Origin of the sequence: Mesorhizobium sp. M2A.F.Ca.ET.067.02.1.1, assembly GCF_004023285.1 — a bacterium.
In the GTDB taxonomy this organism is placed as follows: Bacteria; Pseudomonadota; Alphaproteobacteria; order Rhizobiales; family Rhizobiaceae; genus Mesorhizobium.
The window spans coordinates 1-12,983 of the sequence record NZ_RZSB01000078.1 but is presented as its reverse complement, the minus strand read 5'-3'; the positions used below and the strand labels follow the sequence as shown (position 1 = coordinate 12,983).

Annotated in this window: 11 protein-coding genes; 5 read left to right on the top strand and 6 right to left on the bottom strand. The window is 65.3% G+C overall.

Annotated elements, in window-relative coordinates; translation table 11 throughout:
- The 4 genes from EOA28_RS09220 to guaA all read left to right on the top strand — a co-directional run.
- Positions 1-1,146 (top strand): RsmB/NOP family class I SAM-dependent RNA methyltransferase (locus EOA28_RS09220; RefSeq protein WP_148670676.1); only part of this gene is annotated, 1,146 nt, incomplete at its 5' end.
- 94 nt (positions 1,147-1,240) lie between these two features.
- Positions 1,241-1,699: a PaaI family thioesterase gene (locus EOA28_RS09215; RefSeq protein WP_040997552.1), complete on the top strand. Its 459-nt coding sequence runs from the start codon at positions 1,241-1,243 to the stop codon at positions 1,697-1,699.
- 136 nt (positions 1,700-1,835) lie between these two features.
- Positions 1,836-2,477, top strand: a complete 642-nt coding sequence (locus EOA28_RS09210) for a 5'-methylthioadenosine/S-adenosylhomocysteine nucleosidase (protein ID WP_127250061.1) — start codon at positions 1,836-1,838, stop codon at positions 2,475-2,477.
- A gap of 70 nt (positions 2,478-2,547) precedes the next feature.
- Positions 2,548-4,125, top strand: a complete 1,578-nt coding sequence (guaA, locus tag EOA28_RS09205) for a glutamine-hydrolyzing GMP synthase (protein ID WP_127250060.1) — start codon at positions 2,548-2,550, stop codon at positions 4,123-4,125.
- A gap of 54 nt (positions 4,126-4,179) precedes the next feature.
- Here guaA and EOA28_RS09200 read toward each other — a convergent pair whose 3' ends face one another.
- From EOA28_RS09200 to EOA28_RS09185, 4 genes are all read right to left on the bottom strand, one after another.
- Complete coding sequence (locus EOA28_RS09200) at positions 4,180-4,710, bottom strand: VOC family protein (RefSeq protein ID WP_126078783.1); 531 nt, start codon at positions 4,708-4,710, stop codon at positions 4,180-4,182.
- A gap of 60 nt (positions 4,711-4,770) precedes the next feature.
- Positions 4,771-5,619: an alpha/beta hydrolase gene (locus EOA28_RS09195; RefSeq protein ID WP_127249342.1), complete on the bottom strand. Its 849-nt coding sequence runs from the start codon at positions 5,617-5,619 to the stop codon at positions 4,771-4,773.
- A gap of 50 nt (positions 5,620-5,669) precedes the next feature.
- A complete protein-coding gene (locus EOA28_RS09190; RefSeq protein WP_127249336.1) occupies positions 5,670-6,494 on the bottom strand; it encodes an oxidoreductase in 825 nt (274 codons plus the stop codon).
- 246 nt (positions 6,495-6,740) lie between these two features.
- Positions 6,741-7,451, bottom strand: a complete 711-nt coding sequence (locus EOA28_RS09185; RefSeq protein ID WP_245484094.1) for an alpha/beta hydrolase — start codon at positions 7,449-7,451, stop codon at positions 6,741-6,743.
- Between the two features lie 181 nt (positions 7,452-7,632).
- Here EOA28_RS09185 and EOA28_RS09180 point away from each other — a divergent pair, with 181 nt between their 5' ends.
- Entirely contained in the window at positions 7,633-8,493 is an 861-nt protein-coding gene (locus tag EOA28_RS09180) for a LysR family transcriptional regulator (RefSeq protein ID WP_127249334.1), read from the top strand.
- 96 nt (positions 8,494-8,589) lie between these two features.
- Here the strand turns inward: EOA28_RS09180 and EOA28_RS09175 are convergent, their stop codons facing one another.
- Positions 8,590-10,614, bottom strand: a complete 2,025-nt coding sequence (locus EOA28_RS09175) for an aldehyde dehydrogenase family protein (protein ID WP_128314828.1) — start codon at positions 10,612-10,614, stop codon at positions 8,590-8,592.
- The coding region (locus tag EOA28_RS09170; RefSeq protein ID WP_128314827.1) for a molybdopterin cofactor-binding domain-containing protein at positions 10,611-12,983 on the bottom strand (2,373 nt) is incomplete at its 5' end. The genes EOA28_RS09175 and EOA28_RS09170, both read right to left, overlap by 4 nt.

Sequence of the window (12,983 nt, the reverse complement as noted above, 5' to 3'; positions counted from 1 at the left end):
ATCGTCTATGACGCGCTGCGCCGCAAACGCTCGGCCGGCTGGCTGTTCGACGAGGACACGCCGCGCGCCATCGGCTTCGGCGCGCTTCTCTTGGAGTGGGGGCAAACGGCGCAGTCGCTCAACGAAGCGCTGAACGGTGACAAGTTCGCGCCGCCGCTGCTCAGCGCCGCCGAATTGAAGGCAGCCGCCGAGCGCAGGCTTGCCGATGCGCCCGATGCCGTGCGAGCGGATGTCCCGGACTGGTGCGCGCCTTTGCTCGAGCAAGCCTATGGCGACGCCTGGGTCGAGGAAGGCGCTGCGCTCGCCCGGCGTCCGCCGCTGGACCTCAGGACCAACACGCTCCAGGCCGATCGGGCCAAGCTGCTGGCCGAGCTGCAGGGCACCGGCGCGGCACCCGCGGCGATCGCGCCGCACGGCATCCGTATCCCGCCCATCGATGGCGACGGCAGACATCCGAACGTGCAGGCCGAGCCCGCTTTCCAGAAAGGCTGGTTCGAAGTGCAGGACGAGGGCTCGCAGCTCGCCGCGGCGCTCGCGGGCGCCGAGCCCGGCATGCAGGTGCTAGATTATTGCGCCGGCGCCGGCGGCAAGACGCTGGCACTGTCGGCCGAGATGGACAACAAAGGCCAGCTCTTCGCCCATGACGCTGAGAAGGTGCGGCTGGCGCCGATCTTCGAGCGCATCCGCCGTTCGCACAACCGCAACATCCAGGTCGTCAGCAAGCCGGCGGAGCTTGCGCCTCTTTCAGGTCATATGGACCTCGTGCTGATCGACGCGCCCTGCACCGGCAGCGGCACCTGGCGTCGCCGCCCGGACGCCAAATGGCGACTGACCGAGCGGCAGCTTGATGCCCGCAAGGCAGAGCAGCAGGCGATCCTCGACACGGCCCAGGCCTTCGTCAGGCCGGGCGGTCTGCTGGTCTACATCACCTGCTCGGTGTTCGACGCCGAAAACGGCGAGCAGGTCGCGGCGTTCCGCGAACGCCATGCAGGCTTTGCGCCGGTCGATCATCGCCAGCTCTGGGACGGCCGCTTCCCCGGCCATGAAGGCGCCGCGCGCATTGCCGGCAACGGTGGTATCTCGCTGTCGCCGGCGCTGAGTGGCACCGACGGGTTTTATTTCCACGCCTTGCGCAGGGGGGCCTGAGAGCCGCGCGATTTTGCTGCGCTGCAACATAAAAGATTGCCTGTGTTGCCTGCCTCTGCAATAAGCTTCGCCAGCAAAACGTGAGGCGGAGACCATGGCAGCCAAGATCGTACCCGCTCCCGACTTCGAGGAACGCGTCAGGACGTCCTTTGCCCGGCAGAAAGCCATGGCCACCATCGGCGCCGAGCTGACGCTGGTGACGCCCGGCATCATCGAAATCGAGATGCCGTATTCCGCCTCGCTCACCCAGCAGCACGGTTTCCTGCATGCCGGCGTCATTTCCACCGCGCTGGACTCGGCCTGCGGCTACGCGGCCTTTTCGCTGATGCCCGAAAATTCCGGCGTGCTGACCATCGAGTTCAAGGTGAACCTTTTGGCGCCGGGCAGGGGCGAGCGCTTCCTGTTCCGCGGCTCCGTGACGAAGCCCGGCCGCACCATCATCGTCGCCGACGGGCAGGCCTACGCTTTTGCCGCCGACGGCGAGGCCAAGCTGATTGCCACGATGACCGGCACGATGATGACAGTGGTGGGCCGCGACGGGATCGAGGGGTGAGGAGCGGTCCGCGCAGCGGACGAAAAGCCCCCAAATGGGCTTTCGAGCGACGAACGCCCGGAGCCATAGCAAAGGGCCGGCAGACGGCGTTGCCGCTTTCCTTTTCGTAGTGGTAACAAACAGGGGTGGAGCCGCCATGACCGTCGAAATGTCGCGCCTGTCGGAAAAATCCGTTCTCTTCGTGATGGCGGTGGAGGCCGAATACGGCCCGCACCTGAAAAACCTGTTCACGCCGCTGATGACTGGTGTCGGTCCGGTCGAGGCTGCTGTGCGGCTGAGCGCCGAACTCGCGGCGTTGAAGGCCGAAGGAGCGCTCCCGGACCTGATCGTCTCGCTGGGCTCGGCCGGCAGCCGCGAGCTGGAACAGACCGAAATCTACCAGGCCGTGTCGGTGAGCTATCGCGACATGGACGCTTCGCCGCTTGGCTTCGAGAAGGGGGCGACGCCTTTCCTCGACCTGCCGGTGACGGTGCCGCTGCCTTTCGTCGTCCCGGGCATCAAGACAGCCTCGCTCTCTACCGGCGGCGCGATCATCTCCGGCGCCGCTTATGACGCCATCGATGCCGACATGGTCGACATGGAGACCTTCGCCTGCCTGCGCGCCTGCCAGCTCTTCGGCGTGCCGCTGATTGGGCTGCGCGGCATTTCCGACGGCGCGGCCGATCTCAGGCACGTCAACGACTGGACGGAGTATCTGCACGTCATCGACGAGAAGCTCGCCGCGGCCATTGGGCTACTTGAGCAGGCGATCGAATCCGGCGCGATCCGGCTGGCATAGGCGCAAAAGGACGGAAGGCCGCAGCGCTGAGCCCATTGCGCCGACTCGTTTCTTTCTCTAAAGGCTCGCCATGACGACAGCCAATCATCCCGACACCGTTCTGCCCAACACTGTCCTGATCATCGATTTCGGCAGCCAGTTCACGCAGCTCATCGCCCGCCGCATCCGCGAGGCCGGCGTCTTTTCCGAGATCGTGCCGTTCCAATCGGCCGAAGCGGCCTTCAAGCGCATCAATCCCAAAGCGGTGATCCTGTCGGGCGGTCCGGCCTCGACCACCGACATCGGCAGCCCGCGCGCGCCGCAGATCGTCTTCGACGCCGGCGTGCCGGTGCTCGGCATCTGTTACGGCCAGATGGCGCTCTGCGTGCAGATGGGCGGCGTCGCCGAAAGCTCCAACCACCGCGAATTCGGCCGCGCCTTCGTCGAGATCGAGAAGGAGAGCCCGCTGTTCGAGGGCCTCTGGGCGCCCGGCCAGCGCCACCAGGTGTGGATGAGCCATGGCGACCGGGTCATCGAATTGCCGCCGGGCTTCAAGGTGCTCGGCAAGTCGGAAAGCTCGCCCTTCGCCATCTTCGGCGATATCGAGCGCATGATGTACGGCATCATGTTCCATCCGGAAGTGGTGCACACGCCGGACGGCGCGAGGCTCTTGAGAAACTTCGTCCACAACATCGCCGGCATCGAGGGCGACTGGACGATGCGCGCCTATCGCGAGCACGCGGTCGAAACGATCCGCAAGCAGGTCGGCAAGGGCAAGGTGATCTGCGCGCTTTCGGGCGGCGTAGACTCCTCGGTTGCCGCACTTCTGATCCACGAGGCGGTCGGCGATCAACTGACCTGCATCCTCGTCGACCACGGCCTGATGCGCAAGGATGAGGCGCAAAGCGTAGTGGAGATGTTCCGCCAGCACTACAACCTGCCGCTGATCCTGGTCGATGCGTCAGACCGTTTCATCTCGGCGCTGGAAGGCGAGGCCGATCCGGAGAAGAAGCGCAAGACCATCGGCCGCCTGTTCATCGAGGTATTCGAGGAAGAGGCGAAGAAGCTCGGCGGCGCCGATTTCCTGGCGCAGGGCACGCTCTATCCCGATGTCATCGAGAGCGTTTCCTTCTCGGGCGGCCCGTCGGTGACGATCAAGTCGCACCACAATGTCGGCGGCCTGCCCGAGCGCATGAACATGAAGCTGGTCGAGCCGCTGCGCGAACTGTTCAAGGACGAGGTGAGGGCGCTGGGCAAGGAGCTCGGCCTGCCCGAAAGCTTCATCGGCCGCCATCCCTTCCCAGGCCCCGGCCTTGCCATACGCTGCCCGGGCGGCATCACCCGCGAGAAGCTGGAGATCCTGCGCGAGGCCGACGCCATCTATCTCGACGAGATCCGCAAGGCCGGCCTCTACGACGCCATCTGGCAGGCCTTCGCCGTGCTGCTGCCGGTGCAGACAGTCGGCGTCATGGGCGACGGCCGCACCTATGAATTCGTCTGCGCGCTGCGCGCCGTGACCTCGGTCGACGGCATGACGGCCGACTTCTACCACTACGACATGAACTTCCTCGGCGCCGCCGCCACCCGCATCATCAATGAGGTCAAGGGCATCAACCGCGTCGTCTACGACGTGACCTCGAAGCCGCCAGGCACCATCGAGTGGGAGTGATTTTGCCCATCCGGGCATATCGGCCGGCGCCGCGTCGCTGGAGAACCATCCTGCTCAGTTCTCGTCCTGCCACCTGCGAAGATCCGTCTGGTCATGATAGGCCATGCGATCCGGCGTGGTGATGAATTCCATCGTCGTTCCCCACGGCATGCGGCAGTAGCAGACCTTGTTTCCAGGACCTTTTTCGGTTGCATAGGGAATAGCGCGCGGCGCGGTGAGGGGTGTGCCTCCCGCCTTCTCGAAGCGCTCTACCGATGCGTCGATGTCGTCGGTGTAGACACCGAAGTGCGTAATGCCGAAGTCGCTCGCCCGGATCGGCTGGGCTTGCTCGGGACCGTGCATTTCGAAGAGTTCGATATCGGGTCCGGTTCCGATCTTGACCATCGCCTGCGCACGCACGACCGTTCCGGGGAACGCGCCGACGGCCCGCTCGAATTCGGGTCCCTGTCGCGGCGGGTCCTGCGGTCCGAAGGACTGGTAGATCACCTGGCCGCCGAAAGCTTCCACCAGGAACGATTTAGCTGCTTCGATGTCGGGCACCGTGATGCCGATATGATTGACGCCGCGAATGACGGGTGCGGTCATGACAGTCTCCATTCTTATTTAGGCGATCCGCCCGGCCCACGACGGCGCGGGCGCCTAGTTTCAATTGGTCTTGAGGAAATCGATCAGAGCGGCGGCGACTTCGTCCGGCCGCTCGTCCGCGACATAGTGGCTGCACCGGGCGATCGAGCCGCCCGTCACATTGGTGGCGAACTCCTTGAGCATGGGGACCATCTGCGCACCGAAGCGCTGGTCCCCACCCAAGCCAAGCACCGGTATCTCGAGCGGCTGCTTCTTGTACTCGAGCGCGGCCGCATGGTCGGCAGCGAGGCTGCGATACCATTCCATGCCGCCGCGCGTGCGGCCAGGAAGAGCCATTGCTTTCGCGTAGATCGCGATGTCCGCCGGATCGAAGGTGCTGTGATCGTAGAACCGCTCTGCCATGAAGGTCGAAACATAGTCATATTCACGGCCATGGATCAGGCGCTCGGGCAGATCCCGGTTCATATGGAAGCTGAAGTGCCAGAGCCTGGCGGTTGTCGTCTCCCATCCGGTCCAGCCGGGAAGCGGAACATCCAGGACGGCCAGGTGGGTAACAGCCTCCCGATAGATGGCGGCCTGCGGCAACGACACCATTCCGCCAATGTCATGGCCGCACACGACGTAGCGTTCATGCCCAAGGGCAACCATGACCTCGTGCGCGTCGCGCGCCATCGTGGCCTTGTCATAGCCGTCAAGCGGGCAGTCGGAAAAACCCGCGCCGCGCAGATCCATGGCCACCACGCTGAAATGCTCGGCGAGCAGCGGCATCACATGGTGCCATTCCCACCATGTCTCCGGCCAACCGTGAAGCAGAAGGATCGGCGGGCCTGAGCCCCCCGTGACGGCGTTGATCTTGATGCCATTCACCGGCACCATCTGCTGGGTAAACTCTTCCAAAGTTGCGATCATGATCGCTTTCCAATCGATGTTGACGTTCAAACAGAGCTCGCGGCCAGCGCTTAGGGCTGGCCGAAATCGGTGGCGATCGTGATGTCGCGCCAGGCGTCGATATCGCTGCGAAAGGAAGCCAGCTTTCGCTCGGCGATCGAATGCGCGATCGGGCCGAGCGGCAGATGAAGCGGGGCATTATCGGCATCGACTGCCTGCAAGATGACCGCGATCGCCTTCTCGGGATCGCCGGCCTGATTGCCGTTGTTGGTTTCGCGATAGTGCCTGCGCGAGCTCGCGGCGTATTCCGGCATCTCGTTGGCCGCCATCGTGATCGAACGGCCAAGGAAATCGGTGCGAAACGGCCCAGGCTCGACGATCAGCACGCGAATGCCGAACGGCATCAGCTCGCCGGCGAGCGCTTCGGAAATCCCTTCCAGGGCGAACTTGGCGGCATGGTAATAGCCTCCACCGCCACGACCCTCGATGCCCGCGCCGGACGACATATTGACGATCGTTCCGCCCGAACGTCGTAGGACGGGCAAGGCGGCTCTGGTGGTTTCGATCAGACCGAAGACGTTTACCTCGAACATCGGCCGATATTCCTCGGGCGTGCCTTCCTCGATCGCGCCGAACAGCGCGTAGCCGGCATTGTTCACAAGCACGTCAAACCCGCCAAAGGTCTCGACCGCCTTTGCGACCGCTGCCTTGGCTGCCGCCGCATCCGTCACGTCGAGCGGCAAGGTGATCATGCGGCCGCCGAAAGGCTCGGCCATTTCCTCGATCGTCTTGACATTGCGGGCCGTCGCAATGACCCGGTCGCCACGCTGTGCTGCGGCGAGCGCGAGCCGCTGGCCGAAGCCGCTTGAGCAGCCTGTGATGAGCCAAGTTTTCATTACTTCTTCTCCGAGTTGTTTTCACACGCTGCCGTCGCCGCGAGCCGTCATGTCGGCCATGACGACCAGTCCTTCTCCCCGAGGCCCGCCGAGACAGCTTTGTTCAGCTCCCCGCGGACAGCTTCAAGCATCGGGAGACCCGCGCCGATGCGTTGGACGGTCGCGATGCCGAAGCCACAGGGGTGGCTTCGGGGCATGGGTCACGAAACTTCCGCAGCCCTGAGCCTGAACATCAGGGCGTCGGCTTCATTTGCTCGCCGCTTCGGCGATGACATCGGCGACTTCGCCCGGATGCGAGATATAAACCGCATGGCTGGCACCGGGCACCTCGGTGACCTTCGCACTTGCCCGCTTGTACATAGACCGCTCCGCCTCGGCGCTGATAGCCATGTCCAGCCCGGCCACGATGCCGTAGCTCGGCTTGGTCTTCCAGGCCGCGTGCTGCGTCTTGGTTCCGAGGATCTTCGCCGAAACCGGCACCTGCGAGTCGGTCATGAAATCCGTCTCGGCTTTGGACAGGTCAGCGGCGAATCCCGCCCGGAACTTCGCGGGGTCGAACAGCAGGAAGCCGTCAGAAGTCGCCTTGAACGCGTCCGCGGTCGGACTCGGCCACTTCTCAAACAGATCGCCTACGCCCTCGCCAACATCCGGGACGATGGCCGCGACATAGACAAGTGCCGAAATCTTCGGGTCGACGCCGGCTTCGGTGATGATCTGACCACCATAGCTGTGGCCGACGAGGACGACCGGCCCATTTTGCTGCTCGATAGCGCGGTGAACCGCCTGAACGTCATCCGCCAGCGAAGTGTTCGGTTCCTGAACGACCGTGACTTTCAAGCCCTTGGCGACCAAGCGCTCATAAACGCCCCTCCAGCCGCTGCCATCGACCAACGCGCCATGGACCAAAATCACATTTTGGGCCGGCTGCGCGAAAGCGGAGGGCGCGCCGAACACCACTGCAAGAGCCGCAGCACCGAGATAGAGAGACTTGAGAGACATTTGCCGATCCTTCCGAATGACATGGGGTGATACACGAGAGACGGTCCGACCGACCGATGGTGGGAATCTAGGTGCTTAGATTTGTTCTTTAACTGACATAAATGTATTCTCGGCGTTCAGTTTTGTGTGGGCGGTCGAGATGGAATGGAGTGACGTCAGGATCTTTCTTGCTATTGCGCGATCCGGCACGCTCGGCGGCGCCGCGCGTTCTCTTCAGACAAGCCATCCGACCGTCGGCAGGCGCCTTCGTGCACTTGAGCAGGCGATCGGTCACACGCTTTTCCAGCGGACTGCGAATGGTCTTGTTCTGACCGACGAGGGCCACGGGATCATCGCGCTGGCGGAGCAGATGGAAGAAGGCGCGCTGGCCATGGAGCGCCGGCTTGCGGGGCAGGAGCAGAATCTCAAAGGCAGTCTGCGCATTTCGTCAGCGGACTGGTTCGGGGCCTATGTCCTGCCTCCTATCCTGGCGGATTTCTCCAAAGCCTATCCCAATGTGAACGTCGAAATCCTGACCGGCACACGCCTGTTCAACCTCGCCCAGCGGGAGGCCGACGTCGCTTTTCGTATCGTTCCGTTCGACACTGCCGATGTCGTTCAGCGGCGACTCTTCAGGCTCGAATACGGCGTCTATATTGCCGAGGAGGCGCCTGATCCCAAATATGGGGATGGGACCGGTTTCCGGCTGATCACCCATGACACATCCACGGGCCATTTCCCTGACATAGCGTGGCTCATCGAGAGTTTCCCCAACGCGAGACCGGTCCTGCGGTCGAACAACCGCAACGTCCAGGGGCGCATGTGCAGGCAAGGCGTCGGCATCGCCGTCCTGCCCCGCGTGGTCGGCAATCAGATCCCGGGTATCCGCAGGCTGGACCTGCCGACGTCGCCGCCAGCGCGAGACATTTGGATGGGATACCACCGCGACCTACGGCGTCTTCAGCGTCTTCGCGCGTTCATCTCGACGGTATCGGACCATCTCGTGAACGCGACCGCATGATGTGCGGCCCTGAAATGGCTCAACGTTCCCGGTGCCGAGGACCACGTCGTTCCCGGCTGGGAGTCTGAACCGGTGTACCAGCACAAAAGCACCGCGTCAGACCAGGGCGCACACCGTCTTCGTCTCGAGATAGTTCTCCAGGCCGGGCGCGCCGTTCTCGTAGCCCCAACCAGACTGCTTGTGACCACCCTTGGGCAGTTCCGGCGAGAAGTAGGAATGGCAGTTGATCCATACGGTGCCGGAACGGATGCGCGCCGACAGACGATGCGCGGTGGAGAGATCGCGCGTCCATAGGCTTGCCGCGAGGCCATAGGGCGAGTCATTGGCAAAGGCGACCGCCTCATCCAGCTCGTCGAACGGCGTCACGGCGACGACGGGTCCGAAAATCTCCTCGCGCATCATGCGCATCTGCGGCCTGACGCTTGTGACCACGGTAGGCTCGAAGAAGGTGCCCGTCCGCTTTCCGCCGACAACGATGTCGGCGCCGGCTTGCTCGCCTTCCGCGACAAAAGCCGCGACGCGTTCGGCCTGGACCGCGTTGACCAGCGGTCCGAGATCGGTATCGGGATCGAGCCCGTGACCGAGCCTCAGCTTCTTCGCTTCCGCCGCCAGCCCCTCGATCAGCTTTTCGCAGATCGAGCGATGGGCATAGACGCGTGAGCCGGCGACGCAGACCTGGCCGGCATTGGCGAAGATGCTGCGCGCGATGCCGGGGATCGCGAGCTCCATATCGGCATCGGGCATGACGATGGCCGGCGACTTGCCGCCGAGCTCGAGCGTGAGCTTCTTCAGATTGCCGCTTGCGGCAACGACAATCAGCTTGCCGACCTCGGTCGAGCCGGTGAAGGCGACCTTGTCGATACCCGGATGCGCGGCAAGCGCGGCGCCGACCGTCTCGCCCGGGCCGGTGACGATATTGACGACGCCGGCCGGCAGGCCGGCCTCGATCATGAGCTCGCCGAGCCTCAGCGCCGTGAGCGAGGTCTCCTCCGCCGGCTTCAACACGACGGTGCAGCCGGCGGCGAGCGCGGGCGCGAGCTTCATCGCCGCCATCAACAGCGGCGAGTTCCACGGCGTGATGGCCGCCACTACACCGATCGGCTCGCGCGTCGTATAGGCGAAGATCTTCTTGCCCACCGGCTGGTGCGAGATGGAGGTGGGAATGGTCGTGCCAAGGATCTTGGTGGCGAAGCCGGCGAAGTAGCGGAACTGCTCGGCGGCTGCCGGTATTTCGCCGAAGCGCGCGGTCTTCAGCGACTTGCCCTGGTCGAGGGTCTCAAGCTCGGCAAGCTCGTCCGCTTGGCGGTCGATCGCCTCGCCGATCCGCCACAAAAGCTTGCCGCGCGCCGAAGACGTCATGCCGCACCAGGCATCGCTCTCGAACGCGCAGCGAGCCGCCGCTACGGCCCGGTCGGCATCCTCCGCGGTGCCCTGCGCAAGCTTGGCGAGCAGGCGTCCGCTGGCGGGATCGGTGGCCGGCATGGTCGCGCCATCGGAAGCGTCGTACCATCGGCCGCCGATCAGGTGCTGCAGGCGTGGTCGCGCGAGAAAGGCCTTCACGCTCTCGTGCCTGGGATCGCTGTTGCGGATGGCGATGGTCATGGCCTGGATTCCGTTCTCAGCCCTGAGTGGATGGCGGAGCGCTGCGGTCCGCCATTGCCCTGACGGCGCGAGCGCTCCACGGATGATGGAGTGATAGCCGGTGCAGCGGCAGATGTTGCCTTCGAGCGCCGCGCGGATGGCGGGCTCGTCGGCGTCGAGGTGCTCACGCAGCAGCGCCGTCAGCGCGATCGTGAAGCCTGGCGCGCAATAGCCGCACTGGAAGGCGTTCTCCTCGGCAAGCGCGCTGCGGATGATGGCCGCCTCGGGCAGGGCGTCGAGACCTTCGGGCGTGAGGATGTCCGCGCCGACGATCTGCCATGCCATCAGCAGGCAGGCATTCACCGGCCGCTCATCCACCAGCACGGCGCAGGCGCCGCAGCGGCCGATGCCGCACGCCTTTTTGGCCGCCGTCAGCCCCAGCCGCTCGCGCAGTATGTCGATGAGGCGCATGTCAGGCGGAACCTGCATCGCCGTGTCCGCGCCGTTGAGGCGAAAGGCGACCGCAATCGTCTCGATCATGCCGCCGCTCCCAGCGCGTCGAGCAGCCTTTCGGCATCGAAGGGCGCGGCGTGCGGCCAGACGCCGGTCGCGTCGGCAACCGCATTGGCGATCGCCGGCGTGACCGCGCCGATGCCGAGCTCGCCGGCGCCGCGCGGCCCGAACGGGTCGCCGGGGTCGAGGTCCTCGAGCGCGTAGGTTGCGACGGATTCGGGCGCGTCGGCAATGCTGGGCATCATGTAGGTGTCCAGGTTGGCGGTGACGTAGCGGCCGTCCTGCATGGCGGCGTGCTCGGTCAGCGTGAAGCCGACGCCCTGCAGCCCGCCGCCTTCGATCTGGCCGAGATAGGCGGCGAGATCGAGGATCGGCCCGGCGGCGGTATGCTGGCTGAGATCGAGCACACGCACCTGCCCGGTGATGCGGCTGACGGCCACCCGCGCCAGGGTCACGCCGAAGGCGAAGATCATGCGGGCATTGCCCTCGAAATAGTCAGACTTGGGAAACTCGAAGCTCGTTGCCGCGAAAGGCAGTTCTTCGGGATCGAGCCCTTCCGCCAGCGCGGCGAAGCTCAGCAGCAACTCGCCGCTGTTCGAATGGCGCTCGACGATGCCGCCCGGTGCGATCGCCAGGGTTGCGGGCTCCCGGCCGAGGTCTTCGGCCGCACGAGCGAGGATGCGCTCGGCCAGCGCCGGAGCCGTCTTCGCCGCGACCTTCCACACGACGAAGGTGCCGCGCGACGCCGTGGTCGAGCCGGATTCCGGGGTCCGGCCCGTATCGCCGGTCACCGGCCTGATGTCGTCGCGGCCGCAACCCAGCGCTGAGGCGACGGCGGACCTGATCGAGGTCAGCAGGCCTTGGCCCATCTCGTCCAGGCCGTAGAGCGCCTCGATCGCGCCGTCGGCAGCGAGCCGCAACGCGCCGCCTGCCGGATCGGGCGGCAGCGTGCCCAGCCCGTTGCCCTGGTAGTTCATCGCCATGCCGGTGCCGACGATTTCGGAACCATCATCGGATGGGCCGCGAGGCTTTTGCCAGATCGGGTCGGCCGCGGCGGCCTGGAGCATTTCCTCCAGGCGCTCGGACGGCGCGACGACCTGGCCGAGATAGCCGCGCGTGCCAGGCTTGCGCATATTCCTGCGGCGGATTTCCAGGACATCGAGTCCGCATTCCGCTGCCAGCCGGTCCATCTGGCATTCGACCGCGAAAGCCATCTGGTTGGCGCCGAAGCCGCGGAAGGCGCCGCACACGCCGTTGTTGGTGTAGGCGAGCCTGCCCGACGTGCGAACATTCCGAACCACATAGGGCCCGCAGGCGTGTTCGAGCGCAGTTTCCAGGACTGCGGGCCCAAGCGAGGCGTAGGCGCCGGCGTCGGAGATCACATCCACCTGTTGGGCAAGCAGCAAGCCGTCCGCATCGCAGGCCGTGCGCATGCGGATCTTCATCGCGTTGCGCTTGGCGCCGGCAAGGACGGATTCGGCGCGGTCGAGCTGCAGGCGCACCGGGCGACCGGTCTTGAGGGCGAGCAAGGCGAGCGCCGGCTGCACGGTCAGCTCGTCCTTGCCGCCGAACGCGCCTCCCGTCGGACTGGTGACGACGCGGATATTCTCCTCCGGCAGGCCCAGGATGCGCGAAAGCTGCAGCCGGTCGCGCAGGCCGTACTGGCCGCCGGCGCAGACATTCAGTGTTCCATCCATATCTACGAAGGCATAGCCGCCTTCGGTCTCCATGAAACCGTGCATCTGGCGCGGCGTTTCGTAGACGCCCTCGACGACGCGGGCGGCGCGGGCAAAACCGTCGGCGATGTCACCGCGTTCGAAGCCGAGGGAGGTTTGCAAATTGCCCGCCGCGTGCACGGGCTCGGCGTCGGCTGAAAGCGCCTGCTCCGGATCGGAGACGACGGGCAGCGGCGCATAGCGCACCTGGATGAGGCCGAGCGCGCGCTCGGCGGTCTCGGCATCGACTGCCGCCACCGCCGCGACGGCATCCCCGACATAGCGGACCTTGTCGAAGCAGAGCGCCGGCTGGTCTTGCACGACAATGCCGAAGGCGTTGCTTCCGGCGATGTCGCGATGCGTGACGACTGCCGCGACGCCGGGCAAGGCCTCAGCCGCGCTTGTGTCAATCGAGAGAATCCTCGCGTGGGAAATGGCGGCGCGCAAGATCCGACCCACCAGCATGCCCGGCTGGCGATGGTCGGTCAGGTATCTCAGCTTGCCCTCGATCTTCGCCGGTCCGTCAGGGCGCATGTGCCAGCGCTCGCCGGCATTCGATCGCGTCAGCCGGATCTCGCCGGCCGGCGGCGTGGCGGGGCGGACGGCCGGAGTGCGGGGCCTGGAGGGTTGCGCGTCAGGTTTACCGCCGCTCAGCCCGTGCACGAGGGCGTTGGCCGCAAC